This window comes from Paraclostridium bifermentans, from assembly GCF_964259345.1.
GTDB classification, from domain to species: Bacteria; Bacillota; Clostridia; order Peptostreptococcales; family Peptostreptococcaceae; genus Paraclostridium; species Paraclostridium bifermentans_B.
The window spans coordinates 341,244-367,308 of the sequence record NZ_CAXVJR010000002.1 but is presented as its reverse complement, the minus strand read 5'-3'; the positions used below and the strand labels follow the sequence as shown (position 1 = coordinate 367,308).

The following is a 26,065-nucleotide window of genomic DNA, read 5'->3' as shown; positions in this document are numbered from 1 at the left end:
TAGTTATTTTGTAACCTTTTCAAACAACATATTACTTATAGAATAAGGATCTATCTCCTTAGTTATAGTCTTAGATAATAACTTATCAACTTCTTCAGTATATTCTAAGTTCTTAACTAATTTAGAAACTTTTCTTTGTACTAACTCTTTAACCTCTATCCTATTTCTTTCTAACCTTTGTTCATTTAATTTATTATTTTCTTCTAAAAAAGCTCTGTGTTTTAAAATATTTTCAAATACTTTATCTATTCCATCTCCAGTTTCAGCTACAGCTAAACTTACAGGAGGTCTAAAATCCCAATCTTTCTTAAAATCTAACATCATTTCTATTTCCAAAGATGTTTTCTTTGCACCATCTTTATCTGCTTTATTTATAGCGAACACATCAGCGATTTCCATTACTCCAGCTTTTATAGCTTGTATATCATCACCTAAACCTGGAACCATTACCATAAGCGTTGTATCTGCTGTTTTTACTATATCAATTTCTGATTGTCCTACACCTACTGTTTCTATGAATATATAATCACACCCATAAGCATCTAATACTTTAATAGCGGCTTGAGTTGCATTTGATAAACCGCCTAAGCTTCCTCTTGTCCCCATAGACCTTATAAATACGTTTTTATCTGTATTTAAATCGTTCATTCTTATTCTATCTCCAAGAATAGCTCCTTTTGTAAATGGACTTGTTGGGTCTATAGCTATAATTCCTACTTTCTTATCTTCTTTTCTTATTAATTTTACTAACTTATCAGTTAGAGTAGATTTACCAGCACCAGGAGGGCCAGTTATTCCTATAACATATGCTCCCCCAGTGTGTTTATATATGTCTTTTAAAGCCTCTTCATATCCTGGCTGCTCATTTTCTACAATAGTGATAAGTCTAGCACAATCTCTTTTTTTGCCTTCTAGGACTCTATTCACTATATCTTTCATTGTAATCTCCTTTTTAAGCTAATGCTCTTTTTAGGTTTTCTTTTATAAAATCTATTGTTACTGATGTTGGAGTTCCAGGAGTAAATATCTCAGCTATTCCTTTTTCTTTTAAATACGGAATATCCTCTTCTGGTATAACTCCTCCACCTATTACTAATATATCATCCGCTTCTTCAGTCTTTAATAATTCTACTACTTTTGGAAGCAAATGATTATGTGCTCCTGATAATATACTCATAGCAACTACATCAACATCTTCTTGTATAGCTGCTGCAACTATTTGCTCTGGCGTTTGTCTAAGTCCTGTATATATAACTTCCATACCTGCATCTCTTAAAGCTCTAGCTATTACTTTTGCACCTCTATCATGGCCATCTAAGCCTGGTTTTGCAACTAATACTCTTATTGGTCTCATACACTTACCCTCCTATATCATAACCGTTTGTTTATATTCACCAAATTCTTCTCTCATAACTCCGCATACTTCTCCTAAAGTTGCATATTCTCTTACTGCATCTAGTATATATGGCATTACATTTTCATCAGAGTTACATGCTTTTCTTAAAGATTCTAAGGCTAATTTTACTTTTTCATTATCTCTTCTTTCTTTAAGTTCTTTTATTTTGTCTTTTTGTCTTTCTCCTACCATTGGATCAACTCTTAATAATCCCTTAGGAGCCTCTTCTTCTATTTGGAATTTGTTAACACCAACGATTATTCTATCTTTATTTTCAATTTCTTTTTGATATCTATATGCACTATCCATTATTTCTTGTTGTATAAATCCTTTTTCTATAGCTTGAGGAGCTCCTCCTAATTCATCTATCTTTCCTATTAGTCTTAAAGCTTCTTCTTCTATTTGATTAGTTAAGCTTTCTACATAATAAGAACCAGCTAATGGATCTATACTATCTGCAACACCACTTTCGTGTGCTACTATTTGTTGTGTTCTAAGTGCTACTCTTACTGAATCTTCTGTTGGAAGTGCTAGTGCTTCGTCTTTTGAATTTGTGTGTAGTGATTGAGTACCTCCAAGTACTGCTGCTAATGTCTGAATTGCAACTCTAACTATGTTGTTTTCAGGTTGTTGAGCTGTTAGTGTACAACCTGCTGTTTGAGTATGGAACTTAAGTGCCCATGATTTTGGATTAGTTGCGTTAAATCTTTCTTTCATAACTTTTGCCCATATTCTTCTTGCTGCTCTAAATTTAGCAACTTCTTCTAATAAGTTGTTATGTGCATTAAAGAAGAATGAAAGTCTTGGTGCAAAGTCATCAACGTTTAAACCTGCTTCTATAGCTGCATTAACATAAGCTATACCATCTGCTAATGTGAATGCAACTTCTTGAACTGCATTTGATCCTGCTTCTCTTATATGGTATCCTGATATACTTATCGTGTTCCACTTTGGAACGTCTTTTGAACAATATTCAAATATATCAGTTATTAATCTCATAGATGGTTTTACTGGGAATATATATGTTCCTCTTGCTACATATTCTTTTAATATATCATTTTGTATAGTACCTCTTAATTTATCAGGTGATACACCTTGCTTTTCAGCAACTGCTATATACATAGCTAAAAGTACTGATGCTGGTGCATTTATAGTCATTGATGTAGATACTTTATCTAGTGGTATTCCATCAAATAGTATTTCCATATCTGCTAATGAATCTATGCAAACTCCAACCTTTCCTACTTCTCCTTCAGCTATTGCATCATCTGAGTCATATCCCATTTGTGTAGGAAGGTCAAATGCTACTGAAAGCCCCATAGATCCTTGGTCTATTAGATATTTGTATCTTTTATTTGATTCTTCTGCTGTAGCAAATCCAGCATACATTCTCATAGTCCAAAACTTTCCTCTGTACATTGTAGGTTGAACCCCTCTTGTAAAAGGATATTGTCCTGGATAACCTAAATCATTTTCATAGTCAGTTTCTACATCTAATGGTGTATATAATCTTTTCATTTCTTGACCTGTATCAAATTCAAATTTTTCTTTTCTTTCTGGAAATCTAGCTATAGATTTATTAACCTTACCTTCTTCCCATTTTTTAAATCCATCTTGAATTTGTTCTTTGTTACTCGTCATACAAAATCCCCCTATTCTTTTATCTCTAAAATATATCTTGTTGATAATAAATTTTTATTTAGAGTTTTTATACATTAAATTAATATAAATCTTAATCCCTTATCTCCCCTTTAGAATGTCCTTTTAATAAAATTATTACATATATGCCCCCTATTTTGCAATCGTTTTTCCCAAGCTTTTCCTCCATATGATTGATAGATTGTAAAATTTGAAATTTTCTAAATTTAATCTTTCATACTGTTAAAATATAATTAAATTAATTATAGTTAAACTACCTTTTTTTCATAATTTTTACTTAATTGAATGATATCGTATGCAATTATTTATTAGCATTTTTCATTAATTTTTAAAAATAATTTTTATACATTAACTTCTTTTTCCATCATACTTCCTTTTTTCAAGAATTTATCATGCCACGATAATGCCTCTTCTAAAATATGAGGTGTATGCTTATATTTTCCTGTACATGCTCTATTGAAATAATCATACAATTCATCTTTGTAATCTGGATGTGCACAATTTTCTATTATAGCTAAAGCTCTTTCTTTTGGAGATAATCCTCTTAAGTCAGCTACTCCTTGTTCGGTAACTATTACCATCACATCATGTTCTGTATGGTCATGATGTGATACCATAGGAACTATACTTGAAATATCCCCATTTTTAGCTATTGATTCAGTTGTAAATATTGTTAAATATCCATTTCTAGCAAAGTCTCCTGATCCACCTATTCCATTCATCATTCTACTTCCCATTATGTTCGTAGAATTTACATTTCCATAAATATCAACTTCTATAGCCGTATTTATAGCTATTACGCCTAATCTCCTAGCTACCTCAGGGCTATTACTAATTTCTTGTGGTCTAAGTATTAGCTTATCTTTATATTTACTAAAATTATCATAAAACTTATCTAATCTTTCTGGCGATATAGTAAGAGATGTTCCTGATGCAAATTTAACTTTTTCAGATTCAATTAGGTCTATAACACTGTCTTGAATAACTTCTGAATATACTACTAAATCTTCAAATTCAGAGTTTACTAATCCTCCAAGTATTGCATTTGCAACACTTCCAACTCCTGATTGAAGTGGAAGTAAATTTTTAGGAAGTCTATTTGCTTTTACTTCATCTTTTAAAAATTCTATAAGATTATTAGCCATTTTTGCAGAAACTGAGTCAATAGGTGCTACTGGTCTTGTTTGATCTTTTAAATCTGTAAATACTATTGCTGCTATTTTCTCTTTGTCGCAAGGTATATAATTTGTACCTATTCTATCATCAACCCTTATTAAAGGTATGGGTTTTCTATTTGGTGGTGTATCTACATTATATATGTCATGTATTCCTTCTAATTCTATTGGTTGTGATGTATTTATCTCCACTATTACTTTGTCTGCGCACTCTACAAATACATTTGAATTTCCTATTGAAGTAGATGGAATTATATACCCTTCTTCTGTTATAGCTACAGCTTCTACTATAGCTATATCAATATTGCCAAAGAAACCGTATTTTACCCATTGTGGTGTATGACTTAAATGCATATCTGAATAATTTATTTTTGAATTATTTATTGAATTTCTACAATTTGCATTAGTTTGATATGGATATCTTCTTTTTATTGCTCCTACTTCAGCTAGTGCACCATCTAATTCTGGTCCAACAGATGCACCTGTTATTAATGTCAATTCTATATTATCTCCATTTTTTACTCTATCTGCTATTGCTAATGGTACTGCCTTAGGATATCCTGCAGGTGTAAATCCACTAGTTCCAACTATCATATCATTTTCAAATAATTTTGCTGCATCTTTAGCACTCATTACTTTATTTTGTAATTCATTACATCTTAATCTATTATTCATAAGTTTCCCCCTGTATATAATTTAATTTTTTATCTATCCTTTACATAGGTAGTTTATGAAGTATAATTGTAAATATAACCATACCTAAAAGTGCAAAAGGATAAGTAGCCCCATACCCTGCTGCTGGCTCATCGCTTCCTAGTGCCTCAACTGCAGCTCCTAGCCCTGGAGTTGAAGTCATTCCTCCACATATTGCACCTGATAACATTGGCCAATTTATCTTTAATACATATTTGCCTAAGAAGAAGCCTATTAACATACCTACTACACCTACTACTAATGATACTACTCCTAGATATGCTCCTGCTCCTACTAGTGCATCAACAGCTTTATAACCATATCTTAAACCTACTATTGCTAAGAAAAATGCTAATGCAATATCTCTTATAACTCCTAGTACTTTAGAATCCATTCTAAAGCTTATATTTCCAATCTTACCTATATATCCAAGCACTAGTGCTCCTATTAACACTCCACCTGTAGATCCTAAACTAAAGTATCCTATAAATGGTAAGTATATATTTATATTTCCAATTATATATCCGAAAGTACAAGCTATTACAAATCCTAATATATCAAACTTACTTTCTTTTATTTCTTTACCTGTATTACTTGATTTTCTTGCATCATCTAGTTCTTTCTTATATTGTAATTTTTCTTTTTCTACATCTATTTTGAATATTGTTGGGAAGAAGTTTACTGCTAATATAACTATTAAAACTCCGAATGGATATCCTATTGCATGACCTGCTCCTATACTTGCTTCTGCATTTGTTATATATTGTTGTTTTATTTCATCTGTTAATTGAAATGCCTCTATATCTTCTGGTATGTTCTCTACTCCTGCCATTTGCAAGAATTTTTTCTTTTCTTCTGTATTCATCTTGTCATATTCTTTAGTTCTTTCAGTTGCATGCCCTTTAGCTGTTTCTATTGCTGCTGCAAGACCTGGTGAACTTGTAAGCGCACCTGTATACACGCCTGATACTTCATATGGATTTGCATCTTTACTAAAGAATGTTGCCGCATATGTAGCTCCTGCACTTGTGAAAGTTATAACCATTCCTAATATAACAAACTTTAATCCATATTTTTTCAATACGATTCCCATATCTTTTGCTGCCAAAAGGCCTACTGCGCAAACAAATAATATTAAGAATATATTAAAGAAATCACTTGATACAACACCTACTGATAGTAGTTTTTGCGATGCTTTAAATGCTGCTGCACCCTCAGGCACTGATGCTGCATACTTAAAAGCCCCCCATCCAATTAACAATCCTGTAAATAATGCCCCTGATATTCCAAACCTAAATTTACCAAACTTAATTTTTCCAAATAAAAGTCCTGTAACTATTGCTAAGAACATCAAAATAAATTGGCTTAAAAATACACTTGCAAAATCAAAACTCATTTGCATCCCCCCTTATTACATCTTACTTCTTTTTCCTTAAATATATGCCTAGAGGTTATATGTATCTACGTCAATTGAGTATACTTGATGATTTCAAAGAAAACATTTTGCCTTTTAGAATATTTTAATCTACAATTTAATAAAAGTATAATATATAATTTGTTATACATTAGTAGCAAATTTGTTATATAAATATATAGGATGGTGATTTATTTATATGGAATTATTGCACCTTAAATACTTTCAGACAGTTGCTAAAACTGAACATATGACTAATGCGGCTAAAAAATTAAATATAGTACAACCTGCATTGAGTAGAACCATTAACTCTTTAGAAAAAGAGTTAGGCATAGATTTATTTGATAGAAATGGAAAATCTATTAAATTAAATTCTAATGGCAAAATTTTTTTAAGAACTGTTAATGAGTGTCTATCTATATTAGAAAACGGAACTAAGGAACTCTTAGATGTTAATGATAAATCAAATAATGAGATCAAACTTTTGGTTTTAGCAGGATCTACTACCTTGTCTAACTTAATATTAAACTTTAAAAAACTACATCCTGATGTTACATTTAAATTACATCAACATATGTCTAAAAACCTTGAATATAATGACTTTGATTTTTGCATATCATCAACCTTAGATGAGGTAAAAAGCCCTACTTCTATTAACTTATTGGAAGAAGAGTTGTTAATAGGCGTTCCAATTAACCATCCTTTAGCATCTAAAGATAGTATTTTTTTAGAAGAAGTTTCTGAAGAAAATTTTATTAGTTTTGAATCAGACAAGCCATTTAGAAAAATTTCCGATTCATTATGTTACTATTCTGGTTTTAGCCCTAAAATAGTGTTTGAAAGTGATGTTCCTTACATAGTTCGCCAATTAATTATAGCTGGTTTAGGGATAAGTTTTATTCCTAAAGTATCATGGAATATGCAAAGTGATAATTGCTTAAAATTACTTAAAATAATAGACCCATCTTGTAAGAGATATTTAAATATTTCATGGGATCATAATAATTACATGAGTAAATCAGCTAAAATTTTTAGAGATTTTGCTGTTGAATACTACTCTATGTTGTAAAAATAGAGTACATATTATTGGATAAATAATAATATTTGATGTACAATATATCTATACTAATAATTTAATAAGGTGACTATATGTTTAAAAATTTAACAAGAAATGAAATACTAAACTTATTTAAAGGATCTAATTATATTATAAAACATTACAATAAAGATGATATTATAGCTCTTGAAGGGCATCCTTGTACTTCTATAGGTTTGATTCTTAAAGGTGGGGTCGATATAAAAAGAATTTTACCAGGAGATAAGGTAATTCTTATGTCTTCATTTTCAAAAGGCAACTTATTTGGAGAAGTTATAACATTTTCAGATGTTAATGTGTATCCAGCTACAGTTATTTCTAATTCTAAGAGCGAAATAATGTTTATAAATAAATATGATTTTGTAGATTTTTGTTCCACAAACAAGGAAGTTTTAATATCATTTTTTAATGATATGACTAATAAGATAATAGAGCTTAATAAAGCAGTTAAAACGGTTTCTTATTTGAGTATCAGACAAAAAATCTCAAGTTTTCTACTTGATGAATATGAAAGTCAAAAAAGTAATTTTATAAAGATGCCTACAACTAAAACTAAATTAGCTGAAAGCTTAGGCGTACCTAGACCATCATTATCTAGAGAGTTTATAAATATGAAAAATGATAATTTAATTGATTATACTAATGACTATGTAAAATTAATAGACGTAGATAAATTAAAAAATATATTAATAGAGTAGGAATATTCCTACTCTATTTTTATTTTAATTCATTTTTTATTTTATTTGATACATAATCTAAAACAGCTTCAATGTTACCATTATCTTTTCCTCCACCTTGAGCTAATACGGGACTTCCACCACCTCTTCCATCTACTAATTTTATCGAATCCTTCAATAAATCACTCATGTTTAATTTATCTATATTTTTTGATTTTGAAAATATAAAGTTTGATTTTCCATCTAATTTTATTGCCATTATAGAGATTATATTATCATTTTCAACTAATTTAGTTGAAAGCTTAGAAGCAAACTTCACATCTACATCTTTATATATTTTTTTTATTAATGCTACTTTTCCTATTTTCTCTGATTCCTCTATCATTTCCTTTATTTGATAATCAGAAATTTTTTCTTCTAATTTTCTATTCTTATATGATATATCATCTAACTTATCTTTTAAATTTTTAATTCCTTGTATAGCTTCTTTCTCATTGCAACTTAAATATCTGCATATTTCACTTAAATGTTCATCTTTTTTAAGACTATCTTCTATAGCTCTTTTACCTGCTAAAAACTCTATTCTAGTTGCACTTCTACATTTTTCAAATCTTCTTATTTTTATCATTCTAAGGGATAATGTTGATCTTGGATGAACTCCACAACAAGCATTTATATCTAAATCACCTATTTTAACTACTCTTATTTGCTCATTTGTATTCGGTATAGCTCTTCTTAGCCTAATTTTTTTTAATTCCTTTTTGCTTGGTGTTAAAAACTCTGTTAATATATCTTTTTCTATCATTTCATTTGCATATTTTTCAACTTTTCTTATTTGTTCTTCATTTAGTATTCCTTCTATATCTACAGTACTAAACTCACTTCCTAAATGAAACCCTACTGTATTTGCATTTAGTAACTTAAAAAAACAACCCGAAAGTACATGTTGTCCAAAATGTTGATTCATTCCATCTTCTCTTTTATCCCAATCTATAAAACATTTTACTTTATGTATTTTAATAGGTTTAGTTTCACTTACATGATATACTATTCCGTCTTTTTCATATACTTCTACAATGTCATGACTTTCTATTTTACCAGTATCACAAAACTGACCTCCTCCTCCTGGAAAAAATGCAGTTTTATCTAATTGAATATGAAACTTTGAACCAATTTCTTTTATATCTATAATTTCAGCTGTAAATTCCTTTATGTATTGATCTTTATAATATAACTTTTCCATGCTTGACTCCTATTCTTAATCATTAATTAACCTTCTTACTAAGTATAAACTAAAATCCACATTTATAACAATGTGGATTTTATAATTTAATTCTATTCAATTCCTAAAATTCTAATTCCTTTTTTATCGCACTTTATGTGAAGAGGAAAGTCAGGTCCTCTTTCTCCATCTATATCAGTTACTATATTTTCTTTACATTCAATAAATAACTCATCTGTTTTAAAGTATATTATTTCATTGTATTTGTCTATAGGCGCCCCTTTTATAATATCTAAAAGAAGCGGAATAGTCTTTGGTATTGGCATTGCTTTAAATATTATAACATCTAAAAGCCCATCGTCTAACATAGCCTGATGTGCAAAACTTATATTCCCAGCAGTTCTTCCATTTAGTACTAATATTAAGTACATATCACCTTCATAGTCTAACTGTTTTGATTTGACAGTTACACTAAATTTTCTTAAATGAAGAGCATCTTCAACACCTTTTATAATATATGATATTCTTCCTATAGAATTTTTTAAATTTTCATCAACTCTTTGAGATACATCAGTAAACATTCCTGAGCTTGCTACATTAACAAAATAATCATCATTTATAATTCCTAAATCTATGTGTTTAGGCGTCGAGCTTATTATCTTATCTATTGCTTCATCTATACCTAAAGGTATATTAAGTACATTAGCAAAATCATTGGCTGTTCCTGTAGGTAGTATTGCTATTGGTAAATTTATATTATTTTTTTTCATATAATTTACTAACCTATCTATACTTCCATCTCCACCTGCAATTAATATGTAATCATAGTTATCATGAATATCTCCTAATCCATGTTCCATAGTATTATTTTTTGAAATTCGATATGGAACTACTGTATATCCATTATCTTGAAATTTAGCTATTATATCATCTAATTTGTATACTATTTTTTTATCTCCAGAGTTTGGGTTATATATAAATTTTATCTTTTTCATCTATCTCACCACTTTTCAATATATATATTTATATTTTAGTATTATATTTATTTATAATCAAATATATTATATAAATACCCACCTTTTTATAATTTAATTTAAAGTGTCACTCTTTTATTTTCTTCATATATTATAAATATATATACAAAAGGAGGTAATATGTCAAACAAATTAAATTATAATAATTATTGTAATACTTATGCAAATCAATATATGTTCTTAGTCGCAATATTTTCAGCTATAATCTCAGAAGAAATAGAAGATGATGAATCTTTAGGGATACTCGGATCTTTTTTAATAGCCTTAGGCGAAGAACTAGCTCTTGCTTCTGAAATAAGAATTTTTTGTAAATCAAAGATTGAAGAAGAGAATACACTTGAATCTCAAACTTTAGACACATTTGATAGATCATACATAAAAAGAAAGAAAAAAATAAAAAAAGTTATAAAAAACAGGCAAAGATAAATTATCTATGCCTATTTTTCATTTAAAATTCCTATATAATATAAAAACTGTTATAATAATTTAGTAAATTAAAATAATAATAAGGGTGGTAACATGAATTTAATATCTTTAGAAAATATAAGCAAAAGTTACTCTGAAAAAGTACTAGTTAATAATATATCTTTAGGAATAAATGAAGGAGATAAAATAGGTCTTATTGGTGTAAATGGTACTGGTAAATCTACTTTACTTAAAATAATAGCAGGTCAAGAATATGTAGATGCCGGAAATATTATAAAACCAAATAAAGTTAGGATAGAGTATCTTCCTCAAAATCCACATTATGATGAAAACTCCACTGTAATAGAACAAGTATTCAAAGGTACTTCTAGTGAAATGAGATTACTTTGTGACTATCAAAAAATATTAGATAAACTAAATTTAGATTATAACGATGAACTGAATAAAGAATTAATAAAATTACAAGACAAAATAGACGCATTAAATTTATGGGATTTAGAAAGTGAAGCAAAATCCGTTTTAACTAAACTTGGAATAAATAATTTCAATCAAAAAATCTCTGAATTATCTGGAGGTCAAAGAAAAAGAATTTCATTAGCATCAGCACTTATAACACCTTGTGAATTGTTAATCCTTGATGAGCCAACTAACCATTTAGATAATGATACTATAGATTGGTTAGAAGAATATTTAAATAGTAAAAGCATATCTTTACTTATGATAACTCATGATAGATACTTTTTAGATAGGGTTACTAATAGAATAATAGAGTTAGATAAAGGTAACTTATATAGCTATGAAGGCAACTACTCAATGTTTCTAGAAAAAAAAGTTGAAAGATTAGCTCTTGAGTCTAGCATGGAACAAAAAAGACAAAATTTAATAAGAACTGAACTTGCATGGGTAAAACGTGGAGCTCGTGCCCGTACGACAAAACAAAAAGCTAGATTACAAAGATTTGATGAACTTATAAATCAAGATGGTTTATCATCTAGAGAAAATCTTGAAATAGTAACTGCTTCAAGTAGACTAGGTAAAAAAATAATAGAAATACATAATATTTCTAAATCATTTAATGATAAGAAGGTTATAAGTAATTTAGAGTATGCTATTTCTCGTGTAGATAGAATAGGTATAATAGGTAAAAATGGTATGGGTAAATCTACTCTTATAAATATCTTAAATGGAAAACTTAATCCTGATAGTGGCCATATTGAAATTGGAGAAACTGTCAAAATAGGTTGTTTTTCTCAAGATGATTCTCATATGAACTTAGATATGCGTGCTATTGATTATGTAAAAGAAGTAAGTGATTATATAGAAACTTCAGATGGACAAAGAGTAACTGCATCTCAGCTATGCGAGAGATTCTTATTTGATGGAACTATGCAATACACTTATATAAGAAAGCTTTCAGGTGGTGAAAGACGTAGACTTCATTTACTAAGAACTTTAATGTCAGCTCCTAATGTTCTGCTTTTAGATGAACCTACAAATGACTTAGATATATCAACTTTAAACATATTAGAAGATTATCTTGATGAATTCCCTGGAGTTGTTATATGTGTATCCCACGATAGATATTTCTTAGATAGAATATGTAATAAAATATTTGCATACGAATGTAATGGAAATATTAATATATATACTGGTAATTATAGCGATTACCTAATTTTTAAAGAAAACAATCCTACTGAAACAGCCGATATAGTAGTTAAAACAGATAGTAATTCTATCAAAAAAGAAAAACCTAAAAATAATCAAAAGTTAAAGTTTACATTTAACGAACAACGAGAATTTGATAGCATAGATGAAGATATTGCTAAATTAGAAGAAAAAATTAATACTATTGATGAAAGTTTAGATAAATATTCAACAGATTTTACAAAGCTTCAAGAAATGCTTAATGAAAAGTCTAACTTAGAAAAAGAATTAGAGTATAAATACGAAAGATGGGAATATCTTAATAATTTAGCTGAAGAAATTGAAAATGCAAAAGCTAACAAATAATAAAAAGCTATATGTTTTAATTAAAACATATAGCTTTTTATTATTTGTCTATACATTCAAAACTATTTAGTATTTTATATATAACATTTACATATTCATTTTCTAAAAACTCATCTACAGATATTTTAAATTGATATATACCCTTATATCCTTTTGTTATTAACGTATAACTAACTATTCCATATATAGGTTTAGTTTTTACAATTTTTCCAATAGTATTTTCACTTTCATAATCCATAACTTCACTTATATTTGGCATATGATTTATAATAGAATCTATTGAAATTAGCTCTAAACAATCATTAGGGATTTCTATTAAAAATCCCTGTGTTTTTAAATTATATAAATCAAAATTATCATCTTTTTCAATTGTTATGGTATCAAAACATTTATCATTTATTGTATCTAAAAATTTAAAACTATCTGGTATATATACTTTATATCCTAAATTGCTTTGAATAATTTTGTAACTATACTCTTTTTTTCTTTTACTATCTATATTTTGTTTATTTCTTATTTTTCTTAAGTAATACAAAGCTCTCTTTTCTCCACTTTTTACAGAATTAAGAAAATATTTTTTTGCATTTTCAATATCATTATTTTCTAATAATTCAATTCCTTTTTCATAGTTTTTATCCAATCTAAACCCCCTCCAAAAACATATAATTTCACTTATATAATAATATGTTTAATTATTTGTTAAAATTCTATCATTGAAATTTAATTTTTAATTTTTATAATTTTTTATAACTTTCTTATTGACAATGTTTATATTTTCTATTACGATTATATAAAATAAATATTAAAAAATTCTGTGAAAAAGAGATTAGCTTAAATGAATTTTATAGAGAGTTAAGGATGGTGGAAGCTTAACATTGAAGTTTAAGTGAAGAGAGCTTTGGAGAATATAGTTTGAAACTAAGTATGACTATAGGTGTTCTCGCCTTAAGAGATTAAGTGGATAGAATTATAATTTTATTTTATTATATTCTATCAACCAGAGTGGTACCGCGGAAAATTTTCGTCTCTTGGCTTTTAGCCAAGGGACTTTTTTAATTTTAAATATAAATGCATTTATATAAATTAATAACTAAACATTCAAAAGGAGATATTATTATGGAGAAAAATATTAATTTTTGTAACGAAAATAAATCAAATACTTTTTTTAAATTTTTAATACCATCGCTTATAGGTTTACTATTATTTGTAATACCTCTACCTTATGGTAAATTTGTTCCTATTGAAGGTATTTCATCAATAAATATAGGAATAGGCTTCTTAGCTGAATTACTTAAAATTTCATTTGCTAATTATCTAGACCACATAGCTCTTGTAGTAATTGTTTCATCTGCTATCTTATCTATAGTAAGTAAATTTATAAATATTAAAAATGATTTTTTAAAAAGTGTTCTAGATGTTCCTATGTTTTGGCTAGTATTTAGAATATTAGGAGCTTTATTTATATCTATGACTGTTCTTAACTTTGGACCAGAATTTATTAGATCTGAAGTTACTGGTCAAACTATATTAGGGGTTTTACCTAGTCTACTTGCAATATTTTTAGTTTCAGGATTTTTATTACCTTTAGTTGTTGACTTCGGTCTTATGGATTTTGTTGGAACTTTAATTTCCAAATTCATGTATAAAGTATTCAAAGTACCTGGCCGTTCAGCTGTAGATGCGATTTCATCTTGGTTAGGAGATGGTACACTTGGAATAATGATTACTAATACACAATATAAACAAGGTTTTTATACTGCAAAAGAAGCTTGTATAATATCAGTTTGTTTCTCATTAGTATCATTACCATTTTCTACTGTTATAGCTGACCAATTAGGATTAATGAACTTATTTGTACCATTTTACGGAACTGTATGTATTGCATCACTAGCTTGTGCTATTATAATGCCTCGTGTATACCCACTATCAAAAATAAAAGATGAAACACATCAAAATGTACCTCATCTTAAAGAAGATTTAATACCTGATGGTGAAAACGTAGTAGAATTTGCTTTATCTAAAGCTTTAGACAGAGCTTCTAATGCTCCATCTTTACAATTAATTATAAAAAACGGATGTAAAACTGTTATAGACATGTACTTAGCATTATTGCCACTTGTTATGGCTTGGGGAACTTTAGCACTTATAGTAGCTGAGTTTACACCAATATTCCATTGGATTTCATTCCCTATAGTATTTATATTAAAAGCCTTACAAATACCAAATGCTGTTGAAGCTGCACCTGCTGTTTTAGTTGGATTTGCAGATATGTTCCTTCCTTCTATAATGGTTTCAGGTGATACATTTGACATATTAACTAAATTTATAATAGGAGCTTTATCTATAACGCAACTTTTATATCTAACAGAAACTGGAGCAGTTATACTTAAGTCTGATATACCACTTAATTTAAAGGACTTATTTATAGTATTTTTAACTAGAACATTAATAGCTTTACCTATTATAACATTATTGGCAAAGCTTATACTAAGATAAAGATGGTCATATGACCATCTTTTTATTTCTTATATAATATCTTCATTTGGTTATAATTACTATATAATTTAAATTTATATTTAAATATTTTTATTTTAAATATTGACTTTTTACTTTAAAAACATTATAATTTAAATTCGTTAGAATTCTTACTTTTGGAGGTGTTTATTGTATTGAGAAATATTTTCTACATATTTAGAAAGGACATAAAAGATATCTTTACTAACTACGCAATGCTTATAGTAGTAAGCGCACTTTGCATATTACCATCTTTGTATGCATGGTTTAATATAAAAGCATCATGGGATCCATATGGAAGTACTAGTAATATTTCCGTTGCTGTTGTTAATAATGATAAAGGTACCTCAATTAAAGGTACAGATATAAATATAGGTGATGAACTTGTTAGTAATTTAAAAGAAAACACTGATTTAGGTTGGAAGTTTGTAAACAAAGAGAAAGCTAGAAAAGGAGTTGAAGATGGTTCATACTATGCTTCTATAGAAATTCCTAGCAATTTTTCAAAAGACTTAACTTCTCTTATAACTTCAGATGTAAAAAAAGGAGAGCTAGTTTATACAGTAAATGAAAAAATAAATGCTATAGCACCTAAAATAACTGATAAGGGTGCTTCAACTATTCAACTTCAGATAAATCAAACTGTAGTTGAAACAGTTAGTCAAGTTTTATTTGAAGCATCTAATGAATTAGGTCTAGAACTTGAAAATCAAATTCCTAAATTATCAGATATAGAAAATTCTTTAGTTGAAATTCAAAGCAAATTTGATGATATTAACGAAACTGTTGATTTAGCATCTAGTGGCGCTACTCAAGTTCAAGATTTAGTTACTGATATAAAAAAGGATATTCCTTTAATAAAAGATACTTTAACTAAATCTAAAAGTCTATCTAACGATGTTAAAGAATTTTTAAAAACATCTCAAGATAGTATAAATGGAATAATTCCTATAATTAAAAATGATTTAAATTTAATGAATGATATATCAAACTCTATTATAGATACTACAAATACACTAATTGAGTCAATAAATAATGGGTCTGATGATGCTGTAGCATTAATAGATAGTTTATCTGCTAAGTTAAATAACTTATCTTCTATAAATAAGTCATTAATAAGCTTTTTAGATAGATTAAATAATCTTACACCTAATCATCCTTTAACTAATACTATAAATAAATTAAAGGATATAGATTCAAAGTTAACACAAGGAACTAATTCTTTAAATGTATTAAAAGACCAAATACAAAATGGAGAAACTCCTACTTCAAATATATTAAATACTATTTTACAAGTAGGAAATGATGTCAACAACATTACATCTTCTCTATATAATAACTTTGATTCTTCAATTGCAACACCTATAAATAATATATTTGAAAAAGGATATTCTGTTAGTGATGATATAATAAAAACTTTAGAAGAAGCTGAGGCTAAATTACCTAAAGCCGAAAGTATATTAGATACTGCATTTAAACTGTCAGATAAAGGAATTGATGGTATAAATTATATAAAAGAAGAATTACCTAAAGCTGAAAATATAGTAAATGAACTTACAGACTCAATAAAACAGGTTAATAATCAAGAAGAGTTAAATGATTTAGTAAATCTACTTAAAAATGATATAGCAAAAGAAAAAGACTTCTTAAAAGAGCCTGTAACTGTAAAAGAAAATAAATTATATCCAATGGCAAACTATGGTTCTGCTATGACTCCATTTTATACTGTGTTGTCTTTATGGGTCGGTCTACTTTTATTATCTTCACTTTTATCGGCTGAAGTGCACGGAGATTATAAACCTTATCAAATATACTTTGGTAGAGGGCTTACATTTACTGCTATTGCAATAATTCAAGCCTTAATAGTTAGTATAGGTGATATATATATTCTAGGAGTTGATGCAATCAATCCACTATTACTTGTTTTAGGATCAGTATTTACAAGTATCGTGTTTACATTTATAGTATACTCTTTAGTATCTGTATTTGGAAATATGGGTAAAGCTATGGGAATAATTCTTTTAGTTATTCAAGTAGCTGGTTCTGGTGGTACATTCCCTATAGAAGTTACTCCAGAATTCTTCCAAATGGTAAATCCATATTTACCATTCACTTATTCGATATCTATGCTAAGAGAGGCTATAGGTGGTGTTTATAATCCAGTTTTATATAAAGATATAATGATACTATCTATATATATTATAATATCTTTAATATTTGCATTACCACTTAAAAAACCTATAAATAAAATTTATGATATATTTAATAGCAAGTTCAGTGAAAGTGATCTTTCTGAACACTAAAAAGAGATAGGATTTATCCTATCTCTTTTTTTAATAATCATACTCTGTTATATTTTCACACATAGTTATTTTTATAGTCTTATTTAGTACGTTTTTATAAGATAATAAAAACTCGTTTAGTTCTGCATCCACTAAGTTTATTTTACCTTTACTTATTAAAGTAACATCTTCTTTGTCTATAGTTATTTTTATATCATTATGGTCATTCTTTATATATGTTTCTACTGCAGCTTTTGGGTTTATTTTTTGGCTATACTTTTCATAAAATCCTATACTCTTTTTCATATCTTCAAAGTTTGTATTATTTATATTATTGAAGTCTATGTTACTAGGATCTATACCAAAACTTCTTAATTGACTATCTATTTCAGAAGGATCCATTCCATATCTCTCCATAAACTTTTTCTGTATATTCACAAACTTTTCTTGAGATATATTATTTTCCTTCATATAATCCATTATTTTCTTTGAAAACTCAACCATAGTTATACTGCCTGTCATTACTGAATTATAAAGAGTATATATATATTGTTCAAATTTATCAACATCAGAATCTTTTACTTTATTTTTTAACTCATTAAAATCTATTATTCTATCATCTGACATATTGCTACCTCCTGATTAACATTTAGCTTAAAACCTTATTATTATTATATTCTAATACGGTTTTAATGTCTACAATATCAAATTTTACAATATTAATTTTTTAATACTATTAAGTGTAAATTTATTAAATAAAAAAATAAGTGAGATTAATCTCACTTATTTTTATTATATATTAGAACTCAGCATTTCTTGGAGTTCTTGGGAATGGTATTACGTCTCTTATGTTTGCCATACCAGTCATGTACATTATTATTCTTTCAAATCCTAATCCGAATCCTGAATGAGTAGCTGTTCCAAATTTTCTAAGCTCTAAATACCACCAGTAATCTTCTTCATTTAAGTTCATTTCATGTATTCTATCTAATAAGACATCGTATCTCTCTTCTCTTTGAGATCCACCTACTATTTCTCCAACACCAGGAACTAAAAGGTCCATAGCTCTAACAGTTTTTCCATCTTCATTCATTCTCATGTAGAATGCTTTTATATCCTTTGGATAGTCTGTAACAAATACTGGAGCTTTAAATACTTGCTCTGTTAAATATCTCTCGTGTTCTGTTTGAAGGTCATCTCCCCATTCTACTGGATATTCAAATTCATGACCTGATTCTTGTAACATTTCTACAGCTTTAGTATAAGTAATTCTAGTAAATTCAGAATTTACTACATTGTTTAATCTATCTATTAATCCTTTATCTATAAAGCTATTGAAAAATTCCATTTCTTCTGGAGCATTTTCCATAACATAGCTTATAACATATTTTATCATATCTTCTGCTAATTCCATGTTATCTTCTAAGTCTGCAAATGCTATTTCAGGTTCTATCATCCAAAACTCTGACGCATGTCTTTGAGTAAATGAATTTTCAGCTCTGAACGTTGGTCCAAAAGTATATACATTTCTAAATGCAAGAGCCATTATTTCTGCATTTAATTGTCCACTAACTGTTAAGTTTGCTTCTTTTCCAAAGAAATCTTTAGAGTAATCTATCTCACCTTCTTCAGTTTTAGGTACATTGTTTAAATCTAAAGTAGTTAATTTAAACATTTCTCCTGCACCTTCACAGTCACTTCCTGTTATGATTGGTGAGTGTGCATATACGAAGTTTCTATCTTGGAAGAATTTATGTATAGCATATGCTGCTAAACTTCTTACTCTAAATACAGCTGAGAAAGTGTTACTTCTTGGTCTTAAATGAGCTATAGTTCTTAGGTATTCTAAAGTATGTCTTTTCTTTTGAAGTGGATATGAACTATCTGACTCTCCTTCTAATACTATATTATTAGCGTGTATTTCTATAGGTTGTTTAGCTCCATCTGTAGATACTAATTCTCCTTCTACTAATATAGATGAACTTATTGGTAACTTAGTTATTTCTTTAAAGTTCTCTAATTTATCTTCCGATATTACAACTTGTAAATTTTTAAAGAAACTTCCATCATTTAATTCTATAAATCCAAAGTTTTTAGATGCTCTAGATGTTCTTATCCATCCAGCCACTTTTACAGTTTTTCCGATATGTTCTTCTTTGTTTCTAAAAAGTTCTTTTACTTCTATAAAATCTCTTTGCATTTTAAATCCTCCTAATTAAATTTATTTTTTTGTATTAAAAAAAGCCTTTCATTCCCTATATAAACAGGGACGAAAGACTATTACTATCGCGGTACCACCCTAATTGCCAAATATTTGGCCTCTTAGCTAAGCATTGCTTACAGTCTATAACGGGACCTCCCGTCTAAGCCTACTCTAAATAATTTATTTCGGTTAGAGACTCCGAGATGTTCTTCAATATAAATTTCGTATTGAGCTTCCACCATCCTCAATTCGCTATAACTACCTTTTATACCTACTCTTCTCTTCATAGTCTTTATTTTTATTATTGCAATTATTTAATAAGATTATACCAACTTATTTTTTTTAAGTCAACGTTTTATTTTTTACAATTTTACATAAAAAAATTTTGTGAAATACGTTTATTTTATTTTTTTTTACTAATACTCCTAATTAGGAGGTGTTTATCTTTTGAAATATATATTAATATTTATAGTTATATTATTATTTATATCTCCTAATGTTGATAAATGTAACTCTATAGGCGAAGCTTTAAAATCTGGAATATATAATTATATAACTTGTGTGGATAATACTGTAAATTATCTAGTTGAAAATACATCTTTTTTTAATAAACTTTCAGAAATACCTTATACAAATGCATACAAAAATATTATGAGTGATAGACATTTTGTTAAGCATTTTATAGAGTATGGTGAAACATTGGATGACATTATAAAATTTTATAATAAAGATATAAATAATTTAGATGATTTTAGAAAAGTAGTTTATAAAGAAAACTCTGATATTGTTTCTAAAGACTATGATTTAAAGGCAGGTAATTATATTTTAGTTCCTAGCGAATAAAAAATGCATGCACTAAGTGCATGCATTTTATCTATAACCTACTTCCATTATCAACCCAATCTTTAGCTTCTTCAACATTACTTAATGGGGGTATAGACACATTACTTTCTTTTTTTAAATCTTCAGTTCCTGCCCATGCTGCACTACATTCGCTATTTGTAGGCCTATTAGATTTTAATCTTTTATTATTCTTTCCACTTAAAGCTTTACATTTTTCATTTTTCATATGTATCACCTCTTTTCTTTTGTATTAGTTTTTACATTATATTTTATAAAATTCATATTTATTCAAAGTTATTTGCAATTGCTATCATAGTGTCTTTTAAATTTAAATTTCCATATCCTTGCGATACATTAGGATATATATATATATCTTTTTTAGTTGCACCAAGCATTAGATAAGTTTTAAGTTGATGTGTATACAAAGCTCCAAGATAAAACTCATATTGTTCTCTAATGTATTCAATTATTAATGCTAATACACCACTTACAATGGATGAACTTACACCTGTCCCCATAGATGTATTGTATTCATTATTTATAAACGGAGCAATTATATCTACTCCAGGAGCTACAATATCAGGTTTTATCCCCTTAGTTTTTACAGGCCCTTTAGATGATCCTATCCATATACTATCTGTTTTATCATTATAAGCACCTATAGTTATTATATTTTCAGCTGCTCCATACATAGTTATAGTAGATAATGATGCAGGATCTGAAAATCTAGTTTCTTGTGAAATTAAATTTTTATTAGGCAGATATACATCATAATTTCCACCTAAAATAAATTCTGGAACTAATCTTAATGTCCATATCCCTGGCTTTATATCATATAAACTTATTTCTAATTCTTGATGCCCTGATTCTAGCCAAGGATAAACTAACCTCATTTCATAAGATGTATCTTCTAAATTAAATTTGCCTCTATAAACATAATATTCAGGAGAGTACATTATCTGATAGCTTAATTCCCCTGATGGAGAAATTAATGATGCTCCTATCTTATCAGGGCCACTAGTTACTAGATTTATAGCTAAATTTTTTTGTTCTCCAACTTGAATTATTATATCTTGCACTTTGTTTTTATCTATAAATTTTCCTTCATAATGAATATCGGTGTTCCCTTCATTTCCTGCACCACTCACTACAATAATTCCCGATTCATTTAATTGTGTAAATGTATCTAGCATCGTCATCTCTATTATAGACTTAGATACAAGACCTATTGTTAGATTTATAACAATGAATTTGTCTTCTTTTTTTGCAATGTCCAAAACATATTTTATCCCTGCTAAAAAATCAGATTTTTGATAATTTATTTTACCTATTTTATAAGTATCTTCATACTCCCTAAGTTTTACAACGACTAGTTCAGCATCAACAGCTACTCCTTTATATAAAGAATTTAAATTACCTTTTCCTGCAGCTATTCCTGCAGCAGTTGTTCCTGTCCCTACGTTGTCTACACTCAAAGTTCTATCATTTTCAAGTATAGCTTTATTTATATCTTGTTTTGTAAACTCACTTCCAAATAGCATTCCTTCTGGAGGAGATTTTTTATCACTTTCTTGATCCCATATAGCTACAATATTAGTTGTATTATCTTTACTTCTAAAATCAGGATGCATATAATCTATTCCTGAGTCTATGATTGCTATTAATACATTTTTGCCCGTAGTAGTTATATAAGGATTTTTATATATATACTCTGTACCTGCTGAATCAGTTACGCTTACACCTTTATCTAAATTCTTAGAGTCTCCATTAATTTTTATTAGAGAACTCATTGGTGCAGACTTTTGCCACCAGGAAACACTATTTATATCGTTTAAAATTTCTTCATAAAAGAATATAGGAACATATATAACTAATAAACTCTCATTTAGTATAATGTACTTGTTTATAAAATTTGCTTTTAATTCATCTATTACATTCTCTACATTACCTTGATAAATTATAAGGTAGGATTTTTCCACAATAATATTTCCTCCCTTTATTTATTTTAACTGATCAAATGATCCTTTTATATCCAAAAATCCATATCCATAACTCTCATTAGGATACTCTATATCTTGACTCCTTTTTGCTCCTCCATGAAGATAAGTTCTTACCATAGTTGTAAAACCTTTTCGAGGATAATACTTATCAACTAATGTATATTGAAAGTATAATGCAACAGCCCCTGTAACGTGAGCTCCTGCTGCTGAAGTCCCAGTAATTGTGGCATATTTATTTCCAGGATATGTAGATATTATATTTACACCTGGTGCTACTATATCAGGTCTAAGTAAATCATTTATAGTTGGTCCTCTAGATGATGGTGGCCATATGCTACTATCAACTATATTATATGCTCCTACTGATATCACATCACCATATGTCGATGGATAATTTACAGTTTCAGCTGGTGTAGAATCTCTAAATTTTGTTCCTGGATTTATTAAAACTTTATTGGGAAGATATACGTTATAGGTTCCATTAGTTATATATTCTCCTCTTAATCTTATTCTCCATATACCTTTTGTTGCATTTTTTAATATAACCGTAGTTTGCTGTTGCCCTGAATAAGGAGTTGGATATATATATGTTATAACATACCAAGTTGCTTCTAAGTCAAATAAACCAGATACTTCATTATAGCTAGATACCTGTATAAATTTACTCTCTTCTCCACTAGGAGTTATTACCGCTACACTAGCTTTATCTGGTTTATTTAACCATATATTGATTTCTAATAAATCTTCATCTTCAAATAATTCTAATTCTACATCTTGCTCTTCTCCTACAAAGTCTAATTTCCCAGATGCATGAGTTTGAGTGTTACCTTCATTTCCTACAGCAGATATTAAACATAAACCTCTTGTAAATAATGGTTTAGCTTTCAATATACTTTCAGTTGCTCCTATTAAGTTGTTACTCCCTAGGGATAAATTTATTACTAATGGCATTTTCATTTCATATGCTTTTTCATATGCATAAGTTATAGCAGCTTCAAATATAGCACTATTATAATTACCTTTTATTTTTTTCAATTTTACAACTATAAGTTCTGAGTCTGGAGATATTCCTGCATACTCTTTGTTTATATTGCCTAGCCCTGCACATATACCACTTAGCATAGTACCTTGACCATCTTCATCTTTTGATAAACTTCCATCTTGTATTTCTATAGCTTTATTTATATCTTCTCTAGTATATTCAGTTCCAATTTTATATCCTTTAGGTGGATTTCCATCTTTTGTCTGATCCCACAAAAAAACAACCTTAGATGTTTTATCTGGATATATAAAATCCTCATGCAAATAATCTATTCCAGAATCTATTATTGCTATCAGTACCCCTCTTCCAGTTATAGGTATGTTTGAATTATTTTGTAAAAAATTCGCTCCAGTTTCTTCTCTTGCTGTTACTCCATTTTCAATTCCCCTATTTACAGTACCTAGTTGATTCATAACTATAACAGGCTCAAAATTTTTTATAGATTTTATACTTAATAAATTATTAAACTTTCTTTGATCTTTTACTGGAAGTGCTATTATACCTGTATCATCACTTATTTCATAATAACTATAATCTGCACCTAATTCTTTTAACTCTTTTTCAAATCCCGGACCATGAGTTATCCTATATAAAAATTCTAAATCATCAGGTATTTCTAACCTCATGTTTTTGATTTTTTTTTTTCTCTTCTTTCTATAAAGTAAGTCATATCCCTGATTTAACTGAGATATGCCATCTAGGTTAACTCCTGATAAATCTAACATTCCATATCCCATTGAGTTATTTGGATATGTGTAAATAGGATTTCTTTTAGCTTCTTTTATTAAAAAAGCCCTTATTTTCTGAGAATAAAAAAATAAATCATTTTTATTTACAATTCCCCACTCCATCAAAAGAGAAACTACCCCTGTAACATGTGGTGTTGCCATGCTAGTTCCAGTCAATGCCCCTATACTACCTCCTGGAAGTACTGATAATATATCTTCTCCTGGAGCTAGTAAGTCTGGTTTATACACATTTTTATCTATATCTCCCTCTCCCGAAAATATAGATACAGTGTCTGTTCTTGAGTTAAAACTTCCAACAGTAATTACTTTATTTGCTGTACCTGGAACTGTAACTGTTAAATTTTTATTAGCCTCTAAAAACCTAGTGTCTTTGCTTATTCCTTCTGATGTTGGTAGGTACATGTCAATATTCCCCATAACTATATTTATAGGTGTAAATACTAACCTCCATATTCCTGGATTTATATTTGTATTAGAACTCATTTGGATTGTAATTCTTCTTAAAAGTGAATAAGGCGATATTGGATAAAAATACCCTTTTATTCTAGTGCTACCTAAAACATTTCTAATTTCACCAGATGTTAATGAAATTTGTTGTGTTCTTGTGTTAGATGGACTAACTAAATATACACTAAAGTCATCTACAAAGTCTGGCCACATGTTTATGCTTAATACTTTTTCATTTTCTCCTACAACAAATTCAACTTCTACTACTTCATCTTCTAATTTTATGCTTTTATGACCATCTTTGTCTCCATTATTACCAGCTGCTACAACTATATTATTTTTCCAAAATGAACACATATCATCTATATATTGTTCAAATAATGATAGCCCTCTATGTGACCCTTCATTACTTCCATAACTTATATTTATAGCTACTGGCATCTCTAATTCTAATGCTTTATCTAATATAAATTTAATAGCTCTCATAAATTCTGTACTTTTAGAAAATATATCTGTTTGTATACTTCCAACTCTTACAACTATCAGTTTAGCTTCCTCTGCAATTTGGCATGCAATACCACTTACATGCGTTCCATGTGAACTAGTTGGTGAAATAGGTATATTTATTTCTCCTCTTATAGCCTTATTTATGTCTTCATTAGTGTATAATGTTCCATTTTTAAATCCATCAGGCGGAGTTCCTTTTAATGATTGATCCCAATAGTATAATATTTTTGAATTGCCTTGTTCATCTTTAAATAAATCTATATTATAATCAATTCCCGAATCAATTATTCCTAATATAGTACCCTTCCCTGTTAATCTATTTGTGTTTTTAAATCTTGTTATCCCCGTTCTTGAAAAACTTTGTGCATCTTGAGTTGTTAGTATAAATGGTTTTTCTATATATTCAATTTGAGGATAATCAAGTAATTTATCTATTTTTTCAATAGTATCTGAAGTTATTATTGCGTAGTTATAACCTAAAATCTCTACAGATACATCTAGTTCATCTGCAACTTTAAGAACATCTCCATTGTATTTAACTATTACTTCATGCTCTATAACAAACACCCCCTAAGTTATAGTGATGTAACCTTATCAAATTTATTTAGTATTTGTTTTATTAATATATATATATTCACAATACTTTTATTGTATAATACATATATTGATTTAATTT

General features: G+C 28.4%; 20 protein-coding genes and 2 other annotated features. Of the genes, 7 read left to right on the top strand and 13 right to left on the bottom strand.

Going from position 1 to position 26,065, the window contains the following annotated elements; all coding sequences use genetic code 11:
* Positions 1 to 3: 3 nt before the first annotated feature.
* The 5 genes from meaB to ACEXNK_RS05760 form a co-directional block, all read right to left on the bottom strand.
* Positions 4 to 939, bottom strand: coding sequence for a methylmalonyl Co-A mutase-associated GTPase MeaB (gene meaB / locus ACEXNK_RS05780; RefSeq protein WP_373600947.1), 936 nt, complete (start codon positions 937 to 939; stop codon positions 4 to 6).
* 13 nt (positions 940 to 952) lie between these two features.
* Positions 953 to 1,354 (bottom strand): cobalamin B12-binding domain-containing protein, encoded by a 402-nt coding sequence (locus tag ACEXNK_RS05775; RefSeq protein WP_373600946.1) that lies wholly within the window; start codon positions 1,352 to 1,354, stop codon positions 953 to 955.
* 12 nt (positions 1,355 to 1,366) lie between these two features.
* Positions 1,367 to 3,037, bottom strand: coding sequence for an acyl-CoA mutase large subunit family protein (locus tag ACEXNK_RS05770; protein ID WP_373600945.1), 1,671 nt, complete (start codon positions 3,035 to 3,037; stop codon positions 1,367 to 1,369).
* A gap of 359 nt (positions 3,038 to 3,396) precedes the next feature.
* On the bottom strand, positions 3,397 to 4,905 hold the full coding sequence (locus tag ACEXNK_RS05765; protein WP_373600944.1) for an acetyl-CoA hydrolase/transferase family protein: 1,509 nt from the start codon (positions 4,903 to 4,905) through the stop codon (positions 3,397 to 3,399).
* Between the two features lie 40 nt (positions 4,906 to 4,945).
* The gene (locus tag ACEXNK_RS05760) at positions 4,946 to 6,319 is read right to left on the bottom strand and encodes an aspartate-alanine antiporter-like transporter (RefSeq protein ID WP_373600943.1); all 1,374 of its coding nucleotides are present in this window, start codon (positions 6,317 to 6,319) and stop codon (positions 4,946 to 4,948) included.
* Between the two features lie 217 nt (positions 6,320 to 6,536).
* Here ACEXNK_RS05760 and ACEXNK_RS05755 point away from each other — a divergent pair, with 217 nt between their 5' ends.
* Entirely contained in the window at positions 6,537 to 7,406 is an 870-nt protein-coding gene (locus ACEXNK_RS05755; RefSeq protein WP_373600942.1) for a LysR family transcriptional regulator, read from the top strand.
* 80 nt (positions 7,407 to 7,486) lie between these two features.
* Positions 7,487 to 8,131 (top strand): Crp/Fnr family transcriptional regulator, encoded by a 645-nt coding sequence (locus ACEXNK_RS05750; protein ID WP_373600941.1) that lies wholly within the window; start codon positions 7,487 to 7,489, stop codon positions 8,129 to 8,131.
* A 19-nt stretch (positions 8,132 to 8,150) separates the two neighbouring features.
* Here ACEXNK_RS05750 and ACEXNK_RS05745 read toward each other — a convergent pair whose 3' ends face one another.
* Complete coding sequence (locus ACEXNK_RS05745; protein WP_373600940.1) at positions 8,151 to 9,353, bottom strand: alanyl-tRNA editing protein; 1,203 nt, start codon at positions 9,351 to 9,353, stop codon at positions 8,151 to 8,153.
* A 92-nt stretch (positions 9,354 to 9,445) separates the two neighbouring features.
* Positions 9,446 to 10,327, bottom strand: a complete 882-nt coding sequence (locus tag ACEXNK_RS05740; protein WP_373600939.1) for a YegS/Rv2252/BmrU family lipid kinase — start codon at positions 10,325 to 10,327, stop codon at positions 9,446 to 9,448.
* A gap of 159 nt (positions 10,328 to 10,486) precedes the next feature.
* Here ACEXNK_RS05740 and ACEXNK_RS05735 point away from each other — a divergent pair, with 159 nt between their 5' ends.
* The gene (locus tag ACEXNK_RS05735) at positions 10,487 to 10,792 is read left to right on the top strand and encodes a hypothetical protein (RefSeq protein ID WP_373600938.1); all 306 of its coding nucleotides are present in this window, start codon (positions 10,487 to 10,489) and stop codon (positions 10,790 to 10,792) included.
* Positions 10,793 to 10,885: 93 nt separating this feature from the next.
* The gene (locus tag ACEXNK_RS05730) at positions 10,886 to 12,802 is read left to right on the top strand and encodes an ABC-F family ATP-binding cassette domain-containing protein (RefSeq protein ID WP_373600937.1); all 1,917 of its coding nucleotides are present in this window, start codon (positions 10,886 to 10,888) and stop codon (positions 12,800 to 12,802) included.
* A 40-nt stretch (positions 12,803 to 12,842) separates the two neighbouring features.
* Here ACEXNK_RS05730 and ACEXNK_RS05725 read toward each other — a convergent pair whose 3' ends face one another.
* A complete protein-coding gene (locus ACEXNK_RS05725; RefSeq protein WP_373600936.1) occupies positions 12,843 to 13,442 on the bottom strand; it encodes a hypothetical protein in 600 nt (199 codons plus the stop codon).
* 165 nt (positions 13,443 to 13,607) lie between these two features.
* Positions 13,608 to 13,834 (top strand) — a binding site (T-box leader).
* Positions 13,835 to 13,918: 84 nt separating this feature from the next.
* Between ACEXNK_RS05725 and ACEXNK_RS05720 the strand changes: the two genes are divergently transcribed.
* Complete coding sequence (locus tag ACEXNK_RS05720) at positions 13,919 to 15,298, top strand: YjiH family protein (protein ID WP_373600935.1); 1,380 nt, start codon at positions 13,919 to 13,921, stop codon at positions 15,296 to 15,298.
* A 173-nt stretch (positions 15,299 to 15,471) separates the two neighbouring features.
* Positions 15,472 to 17,619 (top strand): YhgE/Pip domain-containing protein, encoded by a 2,148-nt coding sequence (locus ACEXNK_RS05715; protein WP_373600934.1) that lies wholly within the window; start codon positions 15,472 to 15,474, stop codon positions 17,617 to 17,619.
* A 30-nt stretch (positions 17,620 to 17,649) separates the two neighbouring features.
* On the opposite strand, the gene ACEXNK_RS05710 is transcribed toward ACEXNK_RS05715, so the two are convergent.
* Positions 17,650 to 18,225, bottom strand: coding sequence for a DUF3867 domain-containing protein (locus ACEXNK_RS05710; RefSeq protein ID WP_373600933.1), 576 nt, complete (start codon positions 18,223 to 18,225; stop codon positions 17,650 to 17,652).
* 172 nt (positions 18,226 to 18,397) lie between these two features.
* Positions 18,398 to 19,798, bottom strand: a complete 1,401-nt coding sequence (gene asnS, locus ACEXNK_RS05705) for an asparagine--tRNA ligase (RefSeq protein WP_373600932.1) — start codon at positions 19,796 to 19,798, stop codon at positions 18,398 to 18,400.
* Between the two features lie 62 nt (positions 19,799 to 19,860).
* Positions 19,861 to 20,097 (bottom strand) — a binding site (T-box leader).
* Between the two features lie 151 nt (positions 20,098 to 20,248).
* Between asnS and ACEXNK_RS05700 the strand changes: the two genes are divergently transcribed.
* Positions 20,249 to 20,644, top strand: coding sequence for a hypothetical protein (locus ACEXNK_RS05700; RefSeq protein WP_373600931.1), 396 nt, complete (start codon positions 20,249 to 20,251; stop codon positions 20,642 to 20,644).
* Between the two features lie 31 nt (positions 20,645 to 20,675).
* Here the strand turns inward: ACEXNK_RS05700 and ACEXNK_RS05695 are convergent, their stop codons facing one another.
* Genes ACEXNK_RS05695 through cspBA form a run of 3 tightly spaced genes read right to left on the bottom strand, consistent with a single transcriptional unit; the run spans position 20,676 to position 25,956 of the window.
* On the bottom strand, positions 20,676 to 20,870 hold the full coding sequence (locus ACEXNK_RS05695) for a DUF3787 domain-containing protein (protein WP_373600930.1): 195 nt from the start codon (positions 20,868 to 20,870) through the stop codon (positions 20,676 to 20,678).
* Positions 20,871 to 20,928: 58 nt separating this feature from the next.
* Positions 20,929 to 22,623: a bile acid germinant receptor pseudoprotease CspC gene (cspC, locus tag ACEXNK_RS05690; RefSeq protein ID WP_373600929.1), complete on the bottom strand. Its 1,695-nt coding sequence runs from the start codon at positions 22,621 to 22,623 to the stop codon at positions 20,929 to 20,931.
* A 21-nt stretch (positions 22,624 to 22,644) separates the two neighbouring features.
* On the bottom strand, positions 22,645 to 25,956 hold the full coding sequence (cspBA, locus tag ACEXNK_RS05685; protein ID WP_373600928.1) for a bifunctional germination protease/germinant receptor pseudoprotease CspBA: 3,312 nt from the start codon (positions 25,954 to 25,956) through the stop codon (positions 22,645 to 22,647).
* Positions 25,957 to 26,065: the final 109 nt, after the last annotated feature.

Excerpts from the sequence above, each read along its gene's own strand:
- ACEXNK_RS05695 (WP_373600930.1), bottom strand. The coding sequence starts at position 20,870 with ATGAAAAATGAAAAATGTAAAGCTTTAAGTGGAAAGAATAATAAAAGA.
- ACEXNK_RS05730 (WP_373600937.1), top strand. The coding sequence starts at position 10,886 with ATGAATTTAATATCTTTAGAAAATATAAGCAAAAGTTACTCTGAAAAA.
- ACEXNK_RS05765 (WP_373600944.1), bottom strand. The coding sequence starts at position 4,905 with ATGAATAATAGATTAAGATGTAATGAATTACAAAATAAAGTAATGAGT.
- ACEXNK_RS05735 (WP_373600938.1), top strand. The coding sequence starts at position 10,487 with ATGTCAAACAAATTAAATTATAATAATTATTGTAATACTTATGCAAAT.
- ACEXNK_RS05710 (WP_373600933.1), bottom strand. The coding sequence starts at position 18,225 with ATGTCAGATGATAGAATAATAGATTTTAATGAGTTAAAAAATAAAGTA.
- ACEXNK_RS05750 (WP_373600941.1), top strand. The coding sequence starts at position 7,487 with ATGTTTAAAAATTTAACAAGAAATGAAATACTAAACTTATTTAAAGGA.
- ACEXNK_RS05755 (WP_373600942.1), top strand. The coding sequence starts at position 6,537 with ATGGAATTATTGCACCTTAAATACTTTCAGACAGTTGCTAAAACTGAA.
- asnS (WP_373600932.1), bottom strand. The coding sequence starts at position 19,798 with ATGCAAAGAGATTTTATAGAAGTAAAAGAACTTTTTAGAAACAAAGAA.
- ACEXNK_RS05770 (WP_373600945.1), bottom strand. The coding sequence starts at position 3,037 with ATGACGAGTAACAAAGAACAAATTCAAGATGGATTTAAAAAATGGGAA.
- ACEXNK_RS05745 (WP_373600940.1), bottom strand. The coding sequence starts at position 9,353 with ATGGAAAAGTTATATTATAAAGATCAATACATAAAGGAATTTACAGCT.
- ACEXNK_RS05775 (WP_373600946.1), bottom strand. The coding sequence starts at position 1,354 with ATGAGACCAATAAGAGTATTAGTTGCAAAACCAGGCTTAGATGGCCAT.
- ACEXNK_RS05720 (WP_373600935.1), top strand. The coding sequence starts at position 13,919 with ATGGAGAAAAATATTAATTTTTGTAACGAAAATAAATCAAATACTTTT.
- ACEXNK_RS05760 (WP_373600943.1), bottom strand. The coding sequence starts at position 6,319 with ATGAGTTTTGATTTTGCAAGTGTATTTTTAAGCCAATTTATTTTGATG.
- meaB (WP_373600947.1), bottom strand. The coding sequence starts at position 939 with ATGAAAGATATAGTGAATAGAGTCCTAGAAGGCAAAAAAAGAGATTGT.
- ACEXNK_RS05740 (WP_373600939.1), bottom strand. The coding sequence starts at position 10,327 with ATGAAAAAGATAAAATTTATATATAACCCAAACTCTGGAGATAAAAAA.